This is a genomic window from Azospirillum sp. VT-I1 (genome assembly GCF_055698305.1).
Genome location: NZ_CP168803.1, coordinates 834,222 through 850,834, shown reverse-complemented (window position 1 = coordinate 850,834; position 16,613 = coordinate 834,222). Strand labels below are relative to the sequence as shown.

15 protein-coding genes are annotated in these 16,613 nt (G+C 67.4%); 8 read left to right on the top strand and 7 right to left on the bottom strand.

The window, feature by feature from the left end; all coding sequences use genetic code 11:
* Positions 1 to 40 precede the first annotated feature (40 nt).
* Positions 41 to 1,039 carry an NAD(P)H-quinone oxidoreductase gene (locus AB8P05_RS22330; protein WP_472760401.1) on the top strand — a complete coding sequence of 333 codons (999 nt, stop codon included), beginning with the start codon at positions 41 to 43 and terminating at the stop codon, positions 1,037 to 1,039.
* Between the two features lie 39 nt (positions 1,040 to 1,078).
* Here AB8P05_RS22330 and AB8P05_RS22325 read toward each other — a convergent pair whose 3' ends face one another.
* From AB8P05_RS22325 to AB8P05_RS22315, 3 genes are all read right to left on the bottom strand, one after another.
* A complete protein-coding gene (locus AB8P05_RS22325; RefSeq protein ID WP_472760400.1) occupies positions 1,079 to 2,539 on the bottom strand; it encodes a hypothetical protein in 1,461 nt (486 codons plus the stop codon).
* Positions 2,540 to 2,551: 12 nt separating this feature from the next.
* Positions 2,552 to 3,151: a BON domain-containing protein gene (locus AB8P05_RS22320; protein WP_472760399.1), complete on the bottom strand. Its 600-nt coding sequence runs from the start codon at positions 3,149 to 3,151 to the stop codon at positions 2,552 to 2,554.
* A gap of 208 nt (positions 3,152 to 3,359) precedes the next feature.
* Positions 3,360 to 4,214: an N-acetylmuramoyl-L-alanine amidase family protein gene (locus tag AB8P05_RS22315; protein WP_455174186.1), complete on the bottom strand. Its 855-nt coding sequence runs from the start codon at positions 4,212 to 4,214 to the stop codon at positions 3,360 to 3,362.
* 274 nt (positions 4,215 to 4,488) lie between these two features.
* Between AB8P05_RS22315 and AB8P05_RS22310 the strand changes: the two genes are divergently transcribed.
* Positions 4,489 to 4,641: a hypothetical protein gene (locus AB8P05_RS22310; RefSeq protein WP_455174187.1), complete on the top strand. Its 153-nt coding sequence runs from the start codon at positions 4,489 to 4,491 to the stop codon at positions 4,639 to 4,641.
* Positions 4,642 to 4,783: 142 nt separating this feature from the next.
* On the opposite strand, the gene AB8P05_RS22305 is transcribed toward AB8P05_RS22310, so the two are convergent.
* Positions 4,784 to 5,170: a hypothetical protein gene (locus AB8P05_RS22305; RefSeq protein WP_472760398.1), complete on the bottom strand. Its 387-nt coding sequence runs from the start codon at positions 5,168 to 5,170 to the stop codon at positions 4,784 to 4,786.
* A gap of 220 nt (positions 5,171 to 5,390) precedes the next feature.
* Between AB8P05_RS22305 and purU the strand changes: the two genes are divergently transcribed.
* Entirely contained in the window at positions 5,391 to 6,257 is an 867-nt protein-coding gene (purU, locus tag AB8P05_RS22300) for a formyltetrahydrofolate deformylase (RefSeq protein ID WP_455174189.1), read from the top strand.
* 54 nt (positions 6,258 to 6,311) lie between these two features.
* Here purU and AB8P05_RS22295 read toward each other — a convergent pair whose 3' ends face one another.
* Positions 6,312 to 7,115 carry a response regulator gene (locus AB8P05_RS22295; RefSeq protein WP_472760397.1) on the bottom strand — a complete coding sequence of 268 codons (804 nt, stop codon included), beginning with the start codon at positions 7,113 to 7,115 and terminating at the stop codon, positions 6,312 to 6,314.
* Between the two features lie 906 nt (positions 7,116 to 8,021).
* Here AB8P05_RS22295 and AB8P05_RS22290 point away from each other — a divergent pair.
* Positions 8,022 to 8,525: a hypothetical protein gene (locus AB8P05_RS22290; protein ID WP_472760694.1), complete on the top strand. Its 504-nt coding sequence runs from the start codon at positions 8,022 to 8,024 to the stop codon at positions 8,523 to 8,525.
* A 393-nt stretch (positions 8,526 to 8,918) separates the two neighbouring features.
* Positions 8,919 to 10,550 (top strand): AMP-binding protein, encoded by a 1,632-nt coding sequence (locus AB8P05_RS22285; protein WP_472760693.1) that lies wholly within the window; start codon positions 8,919 to 8,921, stop codon positions 10,548 to 10,550.
* 6 nt (positions 10,551 to 10,556) lie between these two features.
* On the opposite strand, the gene AB8P05_RS22280 is transcribed toward AB8P05_RS22285, so the two are convergent.
* Together AB8P05_RS22280 and AB8P05_RS22275 are read right to left on the bottom strand one after the other, a co-directional pair.
* A complete protein-coding gene (locus AB8P05_RS22280) occupies positions 10,557 to 11,438 on the bottom strand; it encodes a ChbG/HpnK family deacetylase (RefSeq protein ID WP_472760396.1) in 882 nt (293 codons plus the stop codon).
* A 59-nt stretch (positions 11,439 to 11,497) separates the two neighbouring features.
* A complete protein-coding gene (locus AB8P05_RS22275) occupies positions 11,498 to 12,448 on the bottom strand; it encodes a DMT family transporter (protein ID WP_472760395.1) in 951 nt (316 codons plus the stop codon).
* Positions 12,449 to 12,850: 402 nt separating this feature from the next.
* Between AB8P05_RS22275 and AB8P05_RS22270 the strand changes: the two genes are divergently transcribed.
* From AB8P05_RS22270 to AB8P05_RS22260, 3 genes are all read left to right on the top strand, one after another.
* Entirely contained in the window at positions 12,851 to 14,449 is a 1,599-nt protein-coding gene (locus AB8P05_RS22270; protein WP_455174194.1) for an ABC transporter substrate-binding protein, read from the top strand.
* 220 nt (positions 14,450 to 14,669) lie between these two features.
* Positions 14,670 to 15,680 (top strand): ABC transporter permease subunit, encoded by a 1,011-nt coding sequence (locus tag AB8P05_RS22265; protein ID WP_455174195.1) that lies wholly within the window; start codon positions 14,670 to 14,672, stop codon positions 15,678 to 15,680.
* A 9-nt stretch (positions 15,681 to 15,689) separates the two neighbouring features.
* On the top strand, positions 15,690 to 16,613 hold the full coding sequence (locus tag AB8P05_RS22260; protein ID WP_455174196.1) for an ABC transporter permease subunit: 924 nt from the start codon (positions 15,690 to 15,692) through the stop codon (positions 16,611 to 16,613).

Here is a 16,613-nt window from a genome sequence, read left to right as displayed (position 1 = left end):
CCCAAACCCATCACCATGACAGGGCAGGGGAGCGATACGAATGACAGACTCCAGAATCATGATGGCGATCGAGGTGAGCCAGCCCGGCAAACCGGAGGTGCTGGTCCCGGCGCGCCGCCCGGTCCCCGATCCGGCTCCCGGCGAGATCCGCATCGCGGTCCAAGCGGCCGGGGTCAATCGGCCGGACGTGCTCCAGCGGCTCGGCAAGTACAACCCGCCGCCGGGCATCAGCGACATTCCCGGCCTCGAGGTCGCCGGCACCGTCGATGCGCTGGGGGAGGGGGTGGAGGGCTGGGCTGTCGGCGATCCCGTCTGCGCCCTGCTGGCCGGCGGCGGCTATGCCGAGTTCTGCGTCGTGCCGGCCGCCCAATGCCTGCCGATCCCCGCCGGCCTGACGATGGCCGAGGCGGCGGCCCTGCCGGAGACCTTCTTCACCGTCTGGTCCAACGTGTTCGAGCGCGGCGCGCTGCAGCCCGGCGAGGCGCTGCTGGTCCATGGCGGCACGTCCGGCATCGGCACCACGGCGATCCAGCTGGGTGCGGCCTTCGGCGCACGGGTTTTCGCCACCGCCCGTGGACCGGAGAAATGCGATGCCTGCGTCAGCCTGGGCGCCGAACGCGCCATCGACTACGGCACCGAGGATTTCGTCGCGGTGGTGAAGGAGGCGACCGGCGGCGCCGGCGTGAATGTGGTGCTGGACATCGTCGGCGGCGATTACGTCGCCCGCAGCATCGACGCGCTGGCGGTCGAGGGCCGCTATGTCTGCATCGGCTTCGTGCGCGGGGCGACGGCGACCGTGAACTTCTTCCCCGTCATGACCAAGCGGCTGGTGCTGACCGGCTCCACCCTGCGGGCGCGCCCAGTCGCCTACAAGCAGGCGGTGGCCGGGCAGTTGAAGGCCCGCGTCTGGCCGCTGATCGCGGAAGGCAGGGTCAAGCCGGTCGTCCACGAGCTGTTTCCGCTGGAACGGGCTGCTGATGCCCACCGGCTGATGGAGAGCAACCAGCATGTCGGGAAGCTGGTGCTGACGGTGGGGTGAGAGCGTCCCTCTCCCAGGGTGGGAGAGGGCTTCTCCCCCTCAATCCAGCATCGGCAGGCCGGTCTCGATCCTGACCAGTGCGGCCAGCAGCGGGGCGCCGATGTCGCGGCGGACGAAGTTGCTGGCCTTTTCCGCCGTGTTGATCGACAGCTGGAAGCTGCGGCGCCAGCGGTCGTCGTTGTAGAAGGTCTTCTCCGCCTTGGCCCGCTGGGCCAGAACCCCGGGCCGACGGCCGGCGGCATCGTCCACCAGCTTGTTCAGGCGGTTCATCAGGTCGTTGGCGACGGCCGGCTCGCCGCGCTTCATCGCTGCCTCGATCAGTTCGGCGAAGGCCTCGCCGCGGGTGTCGATGTCCGCCACCTGCTCGGCATAGGCGACGGCCATGCCGGTCTCGCCGCGCTTGGCCAGCCGCCCCAGCACGGCCGGGATCGTCCAGGGATTCTCGTCCTGCACGGTGCTGAGCAGGCCCAGCGCCAGCTTCGGCTCGCCGATGTCGGCGGCGGCCACCGCCAGTTCCGGCGGGCAGCAGTCGCCGCGGGTTTCCTTGAACTTGGAGAACTGCGTCTCGACCGTGTTCAGGAACAGGGTGCGGGCCTGCGCCTCCTTGCCGGCGCGCAGCAGCGATTGGGCGACCAGCCCCAGCTCCCAGGCGCAGTTGTGGCTGGAGGCATAGCTCTTGGCCTCGTCCGCCAGCGCGTTGGTCAGGGCGGCGTCGCCGCGCCAGGACGCCGCCTTGGCGATGTCGGCGAGGTTGTAGATGCGGGTCGAGCAGTCGTTGATCTGCCGCGTGATGTCGAGCGCCAGCGGCGTCTGCCCCATCAGCGACAGGGCGCGGGCGACGAACAGGTCCTGGCCGGAACTGTCGGCGACGCCGCCGCGGCGCACCGCGCTGACGAAGGGCGCCATGATCTCCTTGGCGCGGCCGGTGTCGCCCAGCTGCTGGTAGGCGACGGCCAGCGACAGCCAGTCCCAGCGGGCGGCGCTGATCGGCGTCTCCACCGGCGGCAGCATCTCGCCGATGCGGTGGAGGAAGCACAGGCTGCTGAGCGCGTCGTTGCAGACCAGCGCCCGGATGCGCGAGCGGAATTCGTAGAAGTCGAAGTCGCCGACGAACTGGTTGGTGACGAGCTGCACCGCCAGCGGGCTGTCGGGATACTTCGTCACGATCTCGTTGAACAGCTTGTCCGCGTCCTTCAGCAGGCGGGACTCCTCGGCGACGTCGAAGGTGTTGTCGGCCTGCCGGATCAGCTGCAGCGCCTGGACGAACAGGCGGTTGGCCGGGCCGGGCGTGCCGGCGGTCGGGTTGTCCGCCCCGCCGCCGTCCTCCGTCACCGCGCTCTCCACCGCGACCGGCCCCGCCGCGATGCCTGCCACGGACCCGGCCGTCACCGCGTCCTGCGCCAGAACGGGACCGGCCACGGTCGCCGCCGGAAGGATCAGGGCGGCGGCGACGGTGGCGGTGCGGAGTGCGGCGAGGACGCGGGAAAGGGCGGAGGCCATGGCGGTCGGGGTTCAACCCTGGAGGTTTGAGAGCAGGCGGACGTAGCTGACGACGCGTTGGACGTTGGGCACCGAACGGGCGTGCTGGATCGCGCGGTCCAGCTCTTCCTGTGAACTGGCGACACCCATCAGATAGACAACGCCATCGACGGTATCGATGCTGTAGTTCTGGCTATGAATATCCGCATCGAACGTGATCCGGCTGCGGATCTGGGTCGAAATCCAGGTGTCACGCGCGGTGTCGACGATGCTGGAGCCGTTGTCGATCTGGATCTCGTTGATGACTTCCTTCACGCCCTGCGCCTGCCAGGCGAGGCGCACTGCGTCGAGCCGCATCTGCGGGTCGGCGGCGCGGCCGGTCAGCAGCACGCGGCCCTGGTCGACGGTCAGCCCGATCCGGTTGGTCATGTCGACCGAATGCTGCAGCCACAGCGAGTTGATGCGGGCGCGGATTTCGGTGTCGCTGACGAAGCCGCCGAAGCCGCGCTCCTGCGAGGCGACGACCGCGGCGCCGCCGGCGGTGCCGAGCAGCAGCGGCCCGCAGCCGGCCAGCGAGACACCCGCCGTGCAGGCGAGCGCGAACAACGTCCCCAGGCGGCTCAAACCCGTCACAGCGTGCCTCCCTTCGCCAGCGTGCCCAGCGCCGGGCGGATGCGGCGCGCGGCCGGAAAAAGTCACGGCGGAACGGCGTTTGCAATGGGGAAATTCGGAGCCTTCACCAGTCATCGTCACTTTGTCCCCAGGTGATGCACGGATGTTGCAGTCGCTGCGGCTGCGAAGGGATGGTCGCCGCAACGTTTCGGGCAGTCTCAGGGCAAAATCAGGCGAAAGCTGGGCTGGACAGCACGCCCGCGATCTCTCGCGCCAGGACGCGGGAAACCACCCGGCGCGCGGTGGGATCGCTCAGGATTTCCTCGTCCTTGGGATTGGACAGGAAGCCGGTCTCCACCAGCACCGACGGCACGTCCGGCGCCTTCAGCACGGCGAAATTGGCCGCGCGCATCGGGTTCTCGAGCAGGCGAAGCTCCTTCCCCGCCCCCTCCACCAGAAGCTGGCGGGCGGCGAGCGAGGCATGGCGGGTGTGGCGCGCCGTCAGGTCCAGCAGGATGTCCTTGACGACGCGGTTGCCGCCGCCCGTCCCCCGCTTGCCGAATCGGTCCGCCTCGTTCTCCTGCTGGGCAAGCCGGGAGGCGAAGGCGTCGGAGGCCTTTTCCGACAGGATGTAGGCCGACATGCCGCGGGCGTCGGCATTGGGGGCGCTGTCGGCATGGATCGACACGAACAGGTCGGCGTCGGCCTTGCGCGTCAGGGCAACCCGTTCGTCCAGCGCCAGGAAGCGGTCGTCGCGGCGCGTCAGCTTCACCGCGATGCCGTGCCGGTCGGCCAGCAGGCGGGCGACCTCGCGCGCGATGTCCAGCGTCACCGCCTTCTCATGGGTGCCGCGGGTGCCGATGGCGCCGGGATCGGCGCCGCCATGGCCGGGATCGAGCATCACCAGCCGGGATTTCGTGGCGGTCTGCGGCGAAGTGCCGCTGGACGGCTTGCGCTCCGGCCGCTGCTGGCCGGCGAAAGCGGACGCGGCCGAGAGTGGCTGCGCCAGCGCCAGCCCCGCCGTGCCGATCCCGGTTAACCAAAGCTTGCTGAGCCCGAGCCCAAGCAGCTGTCGACGATCCATGGCGAAAAATACCGTGCTGCAAGAGGAGTGAAGGGCTGCGGCCTGCGATTGCCCTATCCGTTGCTCTACCCCGATTCGTTAACCAATGCGGGTGCGAATAAGTATTGTCAAGGCCGGGCAGGTTACCATCCCTGAATATTTGTGAGCGTCCCGTCATCCGGGCAGACTTGACGGAACGAGGATTCGACAGACGTGATTGGTTGCTTGATGGCAGTCTGAAAAAGCGCTAAAATTTTAGCGATCAGCTCGGGAGGTGTCGATGTTGAGGAAAGCCTTGTTCAACATCATCCGGCAAGAGCAGCGCGAAGTCGAGGGTGAGCTCGAACGCGAGGAACAGCAGCCGAGGCCTGATGCCCGTCGGATCGTCGGTCTGCGGCAGGAAGCAACCAGCCTGCGACGTGAGTTGGAGCATTTCCGCGACGTCTGACCCTGGGGTCCCGGCCGCTACCCCGGCCACCGGGTGTCGCTATGGAGGTCGCCACTGAATTCGACCGGGCCGAGTTCGAAATCGACCGGTCGCTCCCCTTCTCCGCAAGACCGCGGGGGAGGGGTTTTTGTTTTCGGGGCATTCACCCCAACTTCGCATAGCCGCGTTCGATCACCCGTTCGGCCGCCTCGTACACCGCCAGCATCTCCTCGTACGCCGTGCGCAGGCGGGCCAGTTCGGCGACGGTGGACGGTTCCGGGTGGCGGGCCTCCGACATGTGCAGGCCGGCGCGGATATAGTCGGCGCGCAGTTCGGCGACGCGGACCGCCATCCGCAGGAAGGAGTCGCGGTCCAGGTTCGGCAGTTCGCGGCCGATGACCTCGCAGTTGGCCTCCAGGATCGCGGAGTCCATGTTCTCCAGGAAGCGGCGGATGCGCTGGCTCCGGCTGCTGTCGGCGGCGTCGGCCGTCAGAAGCTTGTCCACCTTGCCCTTGGAATATTCGCCGATGATCTTGCCGCCGGATGCCATGGATGACTCCGCCCTGTTGCTTGCCGACCGTTGGTCCCATATCGATTGTCGCACCGCCGGGCGGCGGGCGCCAGAGCGGCGTGGACGGCCGCATATCGGGGCAATCCCCAGCTTACGGTGCTGCCATGTGCGGGACCGTTCATGAAGCAAGTGCAACATCGCGGCGTTCGTGCTAGGGAAGCCTCCCCCTTTTCATGCTGTACGTCATGGTGGACGCGCGATGTCTGAGACCGGCTCCGACTATATCCTCACCGTTTCCTGCCCCGACACCGTCGGCATCGTCTTCGCGGTGTCCGGCTTCCTGGCGGAGCGGAGCTGCAACATCATCGACAGCGCGCAGTTCGGCGACCGCATCTCCGGCCTGTTCTTCATGCGCGTCAGCTTCAACGGCAGCGACGGCGGGCCGACGAAGCAGCAGCTGGAGGCCGATTTCGCCGCCCAGGTGGCGGAACGCTTCGGCATGACCTGGAAGATCCACGACGCCCGGCGCCGCCCGCGCGTGCTGATCATGGTGTCGAAATTCGGCCATTGCCTGAACGACCTGCTGTACCGCTACCGCACCGGCTATTTGCCGATCGAGATCCCGGCCATCGTCTCCAACCACCGGGACTTCTACCAGCTGGCGGCTTGGCACAACATCCCGTTCCACCATCTGCCGGTCGGCCCCGACAACAAGGCGCAGCAGGAAGCCCGCCTGCTGGAGATCGTGGACGAGGAGAAGGTCGATCTCGTGGTGCTCGCCCGCTACATGCAGGTGCTGTCCGGTGCCCTGTGCGAGCGGATGGCCGGCCGGGTCATCAACATCCACCACAGCTTCCTGCCCAGCTTCAAGGGGGCCAAGCCCTACCATCAGGCCCATGCCCGCGGCGTGAAGCTGATCGGCGCCACCGCGCACTACGTCACCTCGAACCTGGACGAAGGCCCGATCATCGAGCAGGAGGCCGAGCGCGTCGACCATACGATGACGCCCGACGACCTGGTGGCCATCGGGCGCGACATCGAGAACATCGTGCTGGCCCGCGCCGTCCGCTACCACGTGGAGCACCGCGTGCTGCTGAACGGCAACAAGACCGTCGTCTTCCGCTAAGCCACTTCCGGCTAGCCTGCTTCCGTCAGGCCACCGCCGCCGCGCGGCGCGCCCTCAGTGGGGCTGCGCCGTCTCGCGGGCGTCCTCCGGCTGCGGCATGAACACCGCCCGGGTGATGGCCTGTTCGATCTGGTCGCGGGTGAAGGGCTTCGGGATCACCGGACCCAGATGCTCCAGCCCGTGCTTGGCCAGATCGTCGGGGAAGGCGGTGACGAAGATCACCGGCAGGAAGCGGCGGGACCGCAGTTCGCGCGCCACCTCAAGCCCGTTGTCGCCGTCGGCCAGCCGGATGTCCATCAGCGCCAGCGTCGGCCGATGCTCCGCCGCCAGCGACAGAGCCTCGTCCATCGTCGCGGCGTTGCCGCAGACGATATGGCCCATGCCGCGCACCGTCTCCGCCAGATCATAGGCGATGATCGCATCGTCCTCGACGATCAGGATGGTGGCGGTCAGCCGGGCGCGCACGCGCTCGCGGGCGTGGGTCAGCCGTTCCAGCGCGTCTTCCGGGGCAAGCTCCAGCACGGCGGCGGCATCGCCGACCGGCAGGTCCTCCAGGTTGACCAGCAGGTAGAGCCGCCGGTCGGTCTCGTCCAGCGTCATCAGCGCGGATTCGACCGGATGGTAGGGGGCGACCGCGGGCGGCGCCCCTTCCTGGTCCTGAAGCTTGTTCAGATGGCGGTAGAGCACGCCGCGCGACAGGTCGTCGCCGCGGCCGGTCTCGGCCTCGTCCGCCTCCAGATACCATTCCAGGGTGCGGGTCACCAAGGCGTCCCCCCGCCCGTTCGTCCCGGTCAGCGCGCGGGCATAGCGGCGCAGGTAGGGCAAATGCTGCATGAAGTGACCGGTGTACTGCTCCATCTCTCTCCCCGTGCCTTTCTGCGGCGCGTGTTCCTGGCGTCCTACCCGTTGTGCCGCGTCCGGTTGCCCGGCTGCGGCCGCTCCTTCCCGGTTTGCGAGTCCGACGGCGATTGCGGCGGGCGGTGCCGCTGAAGGCCCCAATGCCGTCGGCGCTGCTTCGAACAACAGACTGACGCATCCCGGCCTGCAACGGTCAAATTCATATGGCGCAGTCCACGGCCTAACGGGAGTGAACCCGAAAGATTTATTCGAGATACCGTTAAAGGATTACTCTCTATGAATAGTATGAAAACCGGCAGGACATGGTCCGGCGGCCTGGAAAGCCGGCCTATGACCATCCCCGCATAGGGGATGCCGGAGGGAGAGCCTTAACCGTTCTGAAAGACTTACAAGGTTACTCTGACATTGCCCTCAGGCGACCCGCCGTTCGAGGGCGAGGCGAGTGTTCCCGATCCTCGAAAGCGCCGGCCCTTCCCCCAGGCCGGCGCTTTTTTCTTTCCGCCGGACCCGCGGGCGAAAATCCCACCAGCAGCAGGAACCAACCGCCGGTGGTCGTGTTGGAACCGGCAATGGTGTGATTCCTCCCTGAACCGCCAGTCACTCGCCGCCGGGCGCCGCTGCAGCATGCGGCTGGCGCCGGCGGCGAATTTTTGACAGGGGCGGGCGGGGGCGCCGTTTCCGCGCGTCAATTGGGGGCTTTCGCAACCCGGTGCTTGCAACGCGTTTAATCCGACGTTAAGGACATCGCTTCACCGTTGAAGCGTGCCGTCGGTTAGGGAAGGGTGGCCGATCCGTGCCGGTCCTCCGGCCGGGACATCGCGCCGAAACACCGCGCCAAAGCACCGCATGGCTGCCGCATCGGGTCCGGGTTTGTGCATGGAAGACCAAGAGTTGGATCGGTCCCTGATGGACGGCATTCCGCCGGATGAACTGGCCGATTTCGGCCGGTGGCGGGATCGCGTGCGCGGGACCAACATCTCCGAAAAGACCCTGCTCGCCACCGATTATCTCAATCACTTCAACGAAATCGTGATGCTGATCGAGATGATTCCGGACATGCCGGACATGCTGGAGGAATGCCGCATCTGGCAGCCCAAGAGCTATGCCGAGCATTTCCGCGACAGCGGCTTCTCCGACAAGGACCTGGCGATCGAAGCCTACGGCCATGTGCCGTCCAAGTTCCGCCGGCCGTTCGAGGACACCATCGCCCAGGCCCATCAGGTGATCGCCCACACGCTGGAGCGCATCGGCACAGACATCGACAGCGGCGATCCCGACAAGCTCCGGATGGACTGCCAGACCTCCGTCGCGATGATCCACCGCATTATCCAGGTGGCGAACGGAATCATACACGGCACTGCCCATGTGATGGAGCAGGGCGAGATCGATCTTTATCTGCAGAACGGATGAGTTTTTCTGCGCGGTCCCATACTTTCGTTGCGAATCGTGCGTCTTACCAACGGAAAATCGGCCGTTTCGATCACTTGTCCCGGCATGAATGGCGATTGATGGTGCATCCACCATTCGTTCGTTGCATGGCTCACATCCGCTCCCTGGCACTATAGTCGGATCATAAAAGATAAGACGGAGGCGTGTTCATGCGTCCTCTGCGGGGGAGATGGAGCATTGCCCATGAAGGGATGCGCTTTTGCGCCGGCCGACGGCATGGCCGTTTCTGAACCGCGCGTGTGGCGGACCGGTCCGCCCACCGATTACGCCGGTCCCGTTCTTCCCGTCCTCCAACGGGCGGAGGCAGCCCAGCGCATCGCGCCGGAGCCTGCTGCGCCGGAGCGCCCAGTGCAGATGGCACCCTCCGGCCACCTCGACAGCTTCACCCGCGACCGTCTGCCGGCGCCGTCCCAGCGCCCCGACCTGATTCTCGAACGCCCCGAACTCCAGTATCCCGAACGCCTCAACGCAGCCTCCGCCCTGATCGACGGCTGGCGCGAGCGGGGGTGGGACGACCGCCCCTGCCTGATCGGCGGCGATGGGGAGGTGTGGAGCTATGGCCGGATGCGCGACACCGTCGACCGCATCGCCCGCGTCCTGACCGAGGATTACGGGCTGGTCACCGGCAACCGCGTGCTGCTGCGCGGCCCCAACACGCCGATGCTCGCCGCCTGCTGGCTGGCGGTCATCAAGGCCGGCGGCGTGCTGGTGCCGACCATGCCGCTGCTGCGTGCGCCCGAACTGGCCGACGTGCTGAAGCGTGCGGCGATCGACATGGCGCTGTGCGACACCCATTTCCTCGACGATCTGGAAGAGGCGGCGGTGCCGTCGCTGCGCATCGTCGGCTTCCGCGACGGCGAACTGGAACACCGCATCGCCACCAAGCCGGCCGGCTTCCAGGCCGCCGACACGGCGCAGGACGATGTCGCGCTGATCGCCTTCACCTCCGGCACCACCGGTACGCCGAAGGCGGCGGCCCATCTGCACCGCCATCTGCTGGCGATCACCGACCTGTCGCCGCGCTCGGTCCTGGGCACCGGGCCGGACGACGTGTTCTGCGGCTCGCCGACGCTGGCCTTCGCCTATGGGCTGGGCGGACTGCTGCTGTTCCCGCTGCGCATCGGCGCCTCCGTCATCCTGCTGGAGCGCGGGACCGCGGACCGGCTGCTGGAGGCGGCGACCCGCCACAGGGCGACGGTGATGTTCACCGTGCCCACCGTCTACCGCGGCATGATCGGCCGGATGGCCGCCGACCCGGCGCTGGCGAAGGGGCTGGCTTCCCTGCGGCTCTGCGTCTCGGCCGGGGAACCGCTGCCCCAGCAAACCTTCGAGGGTTGGCGCGATGCGACGGGTCTGGAGATCCTCGACAGCCTGGGCACCACAGAGCTGCTGAACGCGGTGCTGCACGCCGTGCCCGGCGACGTCCGGCCCGGCTCCACCGGCAAGCCGGTGCCGGGATACGAGGCGATGGTGGTGGACGACCAGTTCCGCCGGCTGCCGCCGGGGCAGGTCGGCCGGCTGGCGGTGCGCGGTGCGACGGGCTGCCTCTATCTCGACGATCCCCGGCAGGAAAGCTATGTCCAGCAGGGCTGGAACCTGACCGGCGACGCCTTCCACGTCGATGAGGACGGCTTCTTCTGGTATCACGCCCGCACCGACGACCTGATCGTCTCGGCCGGCTACAAGATCTCCGGCCTGGAGGTCGAGAACATCCTGTTGAGCCATGAGGCGGTGCAGGAATGCGCGGTGATCGCCGCACCCGATCCCGTGCGCGGCACCATCCCCAAGGCCTTCGTCGTGCTGCGCGACGGCGTCCGCCCCGACGAGCGTCTCGCCGAGGAGCTGCAGAGCTTCGTCAAGGACCACATCGCGCCCTACAAATACCCGCGCGCGGTTGAGTTCCTCGACGCGCTGCCGCGGACGGAGACCGGCAAGGTTCAGCGCTTCAAGCTGCGCCGCCGCGCCTGGCAGCCGGACGAGGAATAACCGGACCTACCGGCCGGACGCCCCGTCCGGCGACAGGCCGGAGAATCGGGTGAGGCGGATGTTGCGCCGCTCCAGCAGGGCGGCGAACTCCGGCCCCCGGAGATAGTCGTATTCGGCGCGCCGCGGTTCGACCAGACTGTCGACGCGGCGCAGCTCCTCGTCGGGCAGGCCGGGATGCACCATCACCAGGCTGCGGCGGCCCAGCCCGTCCAGGAATCGCGGCATCAGATCGGCGAAGGGGCGGCTGGCGGCGAAGTCGTAGACTCCGGCGAAGCGGTCGTTGGCGGGAATGCCGCGCGCCCGCACCATGCGGGCCAGCCCGCCGCCAAGCCCGCCGATCAGCAGCGTCTTTGGCACTGCGACACCGCGACGCAGGACCGCCGACACCGGTTCCCCGCACAGGCGGACATAGGCGCCGGGCAGGGTGCCGAGCGCCTCCACCACCGCGTCGCGCACGCCCGGCAACTGGTGGACGTGCTGGTGGCCGTCGATGTAGTCGGGGGCGGCCCCCCAGGCATCGGTGAAGGCAGCGATCTGGCGCGACAGTTCGTCACGGATCTCGGCCCGCGCGGCCGGCGCGTTCAGTTTCCCGCGATAGGCCCAGCCCATCAGCCGCCCCAGCGGCGGCAGCCGCCCGTCCGGCGCCAGCACCGGCATCGGCCCCAGCGGCGGCTGGTCGGTCAGGGTGAAGTGCAGCCCGACGTCGGCCTTGTCCTTCAAGTCGTGCAGGGCGGCGGCATCGCTGCGCCAGTGCGGGCAGAGGCTCATCACCGAGGTGGCGGTGAGCCGGCCGCAGCCGATCAGGTCGCGGATGGCGGCGTTGACGCCCGGCGCCAGCCCGTAATCGTCGGCACAGAGCAGGAGCGGGGTGGGTGTGGTCTGGGACATGGCCGGACGGGTTCGGGAGGGGGCGGGTCCGCGCAAGATGGGCGGACGGACGCCGCCGATCAAGCCGTCTCGGACGCGGTCTCGGCCCGCGGCTTGCGGGCGGGCAGGGTGGCCAGCATGACGCCGGGCAGCACCAGCATCACCCCCAACAGATGAAATCCCTGCAGCGGTTCCGCCAGCAGAAGCCAGGAGGCCAGCGCCGCCCACAGGGGCGAGACATACAGCGCGGTGGAGGCGCGGGCGGCCCCCATCATCGCGATGGTCTTCTGATAGGCCAGCAGCGCCAGGACCGAGGCGAACAGTGCAACCGCCACGATCGACAGGACGGTGGAGGCCGAGAAGGGCACCGGCCGCACCGCCACCGTCTCCCAGGCATAGAAGGGCGCCAGCACCAGGACGCCGGCCAGCGCGTTGGCGGCGAAGGCGGTGACCACCGGCAGGGGCGTGCCCGATTGCCGCAGCAGGATGGTGTAGACCGACCAGGACACCGCCCCCGTCAGCACCAGGAGATCGCCGACATTGAAGGACAGCCGCAGCAGCGCTTCCGGATCGCCGCGGGTGAGGATCGCCAGCACCCCCGCCATCGCCAGCAGGATGCCCAGGATCTGCCGGGGCCGGATCGCGTCGCCCAGCCAGAGGGCGGCAAGCGCCAGGATCATCGCCGGGCTGGTGGCATAGATCAGGCTGGCGTTGGTGGCGCTGGTCCGTTCCAGCCCGTAATAGACGATGGCGCCGGAAATCCCCTGCCCCAGAACCCCCAGCAGCAGGTAGCGGCGCCACTGCTCCCTCAGCCGGTGGCGATGGGCCAGCAGGCCGGGCAGGGCGAAGGGCAGCACGATCAGGAAGGCGATCAGCCATCGCCAGAAGGCCAGCCCGATCGGCGGCACCACATGGGCCGCCGCCCGGCCCACCACCGGGTTGGAGGCCAGCAGCGCCGATCCGACGATGTAGAGGCTGTAGGCGGCGAAGGGGCCGCTGCGCAGGGAGGGCGGCAGGGACGGGAAGGGCATCGACGGATCGGTGTCCGAAAGGGGGTTCCATGGATGGTGCAACCCAGCCTAGCATGGCGGCCGGCGCCGGGCTTCACGGCGGGTGTGCATGGCAGCCGGCCGGATCCCGTCGGCTGCGCGCATAGCCGAGGCCGCCCACCCGGATAACCTGATTCGCAGGGGAAGGGACCTGCCGATTCGGTCAAGCGGATGGTTGGCTTTGCAACTATTTCGTTTTGGGGGTCGGAAATGTGTCCATACGGACGTATCGGCTCCTCAAAATGTGCTCTGCGCCACGGTATAGCCACGTATGCATGTTGACGTTGACAGGCGCCTTTGGCACGCGCCAAATGGCGACGCTATTTCCAACGGCGTTCTGGCAAATTTTCCGTACGCTCCAACCGGAATCGGGAGGCAAGACGAATGAAGCGCATCCTGCTGGGTGCCGGGCTTGGTATGGCCGCGGCGCTGGCGCTGTCGGCGCCGGCCCAGGCGGCGAAGACCCTTGTTTATTGCTCCGAGGGTAGCCCCGAAAACTTCAACCCCATGTTGAACACGACCGGCACCAGCTTCGATGTGGCCCTCCCGGTCTACAACAACCTGGTCCAGTTCGAGCATGGCGGCACCAAGGTCATTCCCGGCCTGGCCGAATCCTGGACCATCTCCGACGACGGGCTGGTCTATACCTTCAAGCTGCGCGCCGGTGCCAAGTGGCACAGCGTCGGCGATTTCAAGCCGACCCGCGACGCCAACGCCGACGACGTGATCTTCTCGTTCGAGCGGCAGTGGAAGGCGGACCATCCCTTCCACAAGATTTCCGGCGGCGCCTACGACTACTTCAACGACATGGCGATGCCCAAGTTGCTGAAGTCGATCGAGAAGGTGGACGACCTGACGGTCCGCTTCACGCTGAACGCGGTCGAGGCGCCGTTCCTGGCCAACCTCGCCATGCCGTTCGCGCCGATTATGTCGGCCGAGTACGGCGCGATGCTGCTGAAGAAGGGCACGCCGGAGAAGCTGGATCAGGTTCCGGTCGGCACCGGCCCGTTCCAGTTCGTCGCCTACCAGAAGGACGCCGTCATCCGCTACAAGGCGTTCGAGCAGTATTGGGGCGGCAAGCAGCCGCTCGACAACCTCGTCTTCGCGATCACGCCCGATGCGGCGGTTCGTCTGGCCAAGCTGAAGGCCAACGAATGCCAGGTGATGCCGTATCCGAACCCGGCCGACATCGACGCGATGAAGAAGGACGGCTCGATCGTCGTGCAGGAGCAGGAAGGCCTGAACGTCGGCTACGTCTCCTTCAACGTCACGAAGAAGCCGTTCGACGACGTCCGCGTCCGCCGCGCCGTCAGCATGGCGATGGACAAGAAGGCGATGGTCGCCGCGGTCTATCAGGCCGCCGGCGTGCCGGCCAAGAACCCGATCCCGCCGACCATGTGGTCGTACAACAACGCGATCGAGGATTATCCGTACGACATCGAGCGGGCGAAGAAGCTGCTGGCCGACGCCGGCTACCCCAACGGCTTCGAGACCGACCTGTGGGCGATGCCGGTGCAGCGCCCGTACAACCCCAACGCCAAGCGCATCGCCGAGATGATGCAGGCCGACCTCGCCAAGGTCGGCATCAAGGCGAAGATCGTGCAGTACGAATGGGGTGAGTACCGCAAGCGCATGCAGCAGGGCGAGCACCAGATGGGCATGCTCGGCTGGACCGGCGACAACGGCGACCCCGACAACTTCCTCTACACCCTGCTGGGTTGCGAGGCGGCGCGTCCGGGCGGCAACAACCTGTCGAAGTGGTGCAACAAGGAGTTCGACGACCTCGTCGTCCAGGCCAAGCGCACCACCGACATCGCCGCGCGCACCAAGCTGTACGAACAGTCCCAGGTCATCTTCAAGGAAGAGGCCCCGTGGTACACCATCGCCCACTCGGTGGTTTACATGGGCCTCGCCAAGAACGTCGTCGGCTACAAGATGGATCCGTTCGGCATCCATCGTTTCGAAGGCGTCGACCTGAAGTGATGTGGCGCGCACCTCCTGCAAAATGGGGGTGCGAAGGAGAGCAAGGGGGTGGGGGCGTGCATGCCGCGCTTCCCATCTCTTTGAAATGAGTTGCGTTCCCGCCTCCGCGCAAGCGAGGAAGGGTCAAGGGTGGGGCAAGTGCCCCTGACGGAACGGGGCGTTGTCTAGGCAGCGCTCCGTTCCAGTTTTCACCGTAGTTTTAAAAAACGAGTACCCGTCGATGCTTCGCTTCATCCTGACGCGGGTGAGCTTGGTGATTCCGACCTTTCTCGGCATCACCTTTCTGACCTTCATCCTGATCCGGCTGGTTCCCGGCGACCCCATCGAGGTGCGCGTCGGCGAACGGGGCATCGCGCCCGAACGGCTGGCCGCCCTTCGCCATGAACTGGGTCTGGACCGGCCGCTCTGGCAGCAGTTCCTCGATTATGTCGGCAACGTGCTGTCGGGCGATTTCGGCCTGTCGCTGGTGACCCACAATTCGGTGCTGAGCGAGTTCATCACCCTGTTCCCGGCGACGCTGGAACTGGCGCTGTGCGCCATGCTGTTCGCGACGCTGGTCGGGCTGCCCGCCGGCATCCTGGCGGCGGTGAAACGCGGATCGCTGTTCGACCATGGCGTGATGGGCATCAGCCTGACCGGCTATTCGATGCCGATCTTCTGGTGGGGCCTGCTGCTGATCCTGTTCTTCTCGGTCGGGCTGGGCTGGACCCCGGTGTCGGGGCGCCTGGACCTGATCCATTACGTCGAACCGGTCACCGGCTTCATGCTGATCGACACGCTGATGGCCGGCGAATACGAGGCGTTCCGCTCCGCTCTCGGCCATCTGGTGCTGCCGACCATCGTGCTGGGCACCGTGCCGCTGGCGGTGGTGGCGCGCATGACGCGCTCGGCGATGCTGGAGGTGCTGGGCGAGGATTACATCCGCACCGCCCGCGCCAAGGGTCTGGCCGACGGCCGGGTCATCGGCATGCATGCGCTGCGCAACGCGCTGATCCCGGTGGTGACCGTCATCGGCCTGCAGGTCGGCACACTGCTGGGCGGCGCCATCCTGACGGAGACCATCTTCTCCTGGCCGGGCGTCGGCAAGTGGCTGATCGAATCGATCAACCGCCGCGACTATCCGGCCCTGCAGGGCGGCGTCCTGCTGATCGCCACCTCGGTGATCCTGGTCAACCTGCTGGTGGACGTGCTTTACGGCGTCCTCAACCCCCGCATCCGTCACGCGCGGTGAGGCCAATCCATGTCCGCTGAATTCTCGACCAACGCAGAGCCCGCCACCCCGGATACGGTCGCCGTTTCGCGCCCGCCGCACCCGCTGACCGAGTTCTGGTATCACTTCAGGCAGAACAAGGGCGCGCTGGCCGGCCTGGTGGTGATCGTGCTGATCGCGCTGATCGCCATTTTCGCCGGCGTGATCGCCCCGCACCATCCCGACATCCAGTACCGCGACGCCATCCTGACGCCGCCGGTCTGGCAGGAGGGCGGTAGCTGGACCTACATCCTGGGCACCGACGACATCGGCCGCGACATGCTGTCGCGCCTTATGTACGGCGCGCGGCTTTCGATGATGATCGGCCTGATCGTCGTGACCCTGTCGCTGGCCGTCGGGCTGGGGCTGGGGCTGCTGGCCGGCTTCTTCGGCGGGATCGTCGACGTGCTGATCATGCGCGCGATGGACATCCTGCTGGCGCTGCCGTCGCTGCTGCTGGCCGTCGTGGTGGCCGCCATCCTCGGGCCGGGGCTGGTGAACGCCATGCTGGCGGTGTCGGTGGTGGTGATCCCGCACTATGCCCGCCTGACCCGCGCCGCCGTGCTGGCGGAGGTGAACAAGGACTATGTCGTCGCCTCGCGCGTCGCCGGCGCCGGGCCGCTGCGCCTGATGCTGATCGTCGTGCTGCCGAACTGCGTGGCGCCGCTGATCGTGCAGGCGACGCTGGGCTTCTCCACCGCCATCCTGGACGCCGCCGCCCTGGGCTTCCTCGGCCTCGGCGCGCAGCCGCCGACGCCGGAATGGGGCACCATGCTGGCCTCCTCGCTGCAGTTCCTCCAGCGCGCCCCCTGGGTCGTGACCTGGCCCGGCGTCGCCATCCTGGTGACCGTGCTGGCCTTCAATCTGTTGGGCGACGGTCTTCGCGACGCGCTCGACCCCAAGCTGAAGCGTTGA

Excerpts from the sequence above, each read along its gene's own strand:
- AB8P05_RS22295 (WP_472760397.1), bottom strand. The coding sequence starts at position 7,115 with ATGGAGCAGTACACCGGTCACTTCATGCAGCATTTGCCCTACCTGCGC.
- AB8P05_RS22315 (WP_455174186.1), bottom strand. The coding sequence starts at position 4,214 with ATGGATCGTCGACAGCTGCTTGGGCTCGGGCTCAGCAAGCTTTGGTTA.
- AB8P05_RS22290 (WP_472760694.1), top strand. The coding sequence starts at position 8,022 with ATGGACGGCATTCCGCCGGATGAACTGGCCGATTTCGGCCGGTGGCGG.
- AB8P05_RS22275 (WP_472760395.1), bottom strand. The coding sequence starts at position 12,448 with ATGCCCTTCCCGTCCCTGCCGCCCTCCCTGCGCAGCGGCCCCTTCGCC.
- AB8P05_RS22260 (WP_455174196.1), top strand. The coding sequence starts at position 15,690 with ATGTCCGCTGAATTCTCGACCAACGCAGAGCCCGCCACCCCGGATACG.
- AB8P05_RS22305 (WP_472760398.1), bottom strand. The coding sequence starts at position 5,170 with ATGGCATCCGGCGGCAAGATCATCGGCGAATATTCCAAGGGCAAGGTG.
- AB8P05_RS22265 (WP_455174195.1), top strand. The coding sequence starts at position 14,670 with ATGCTTCGCTTCATCCTGACGCGGGTGAGCTTGGTGATTCCGACCTTT.
- AB8P05_RS22280 (WP_472760396.1), bottom strand. The coding sequence starts at position 11,438 with ATGTCCCAGACCACACCCACCCCGCTCCTGCTCTGTGCCGACGATTAC.
- AB8P05_RS22270 (WP_455174194.1), top strand. The coding sequence starts at position 12,851 with ATGAAGCGCATCCTGCTGGGTGCCGGGCTTGGTATGGCCGCGGCGCTG.
- purU (WP_455174189.1), top strand. The coding sequence starts at position 5,391 with ATGTCTGAGACCGGCTCCGACTATATCCTCACCGTTTCCTGCCCCGAC.
- AB8P05_RS22330 (WP_472760401.1), top strand. The coding sequence starts at position 41 with ATGACAGACTCCAGAATCATGATGGCGATCGAGGTGAGCCAGCCCGGC.
- AB8P05_RS22325 (WP_472760400.1), bottom strand. The coding sequence starts at position 2,539 with ATGGCCTCCGCCCTTTCCCGCGTCCTCGCCGCACTCCGCACCGCCACC.
- AB8P05_RS22285 (WP_472760693.1), top strand. The coding sequence starts at position 8,919 with ATGGCACCCTCCGGCCACCTCGACAGCTTCACCCGCGACCGTCTGCCG.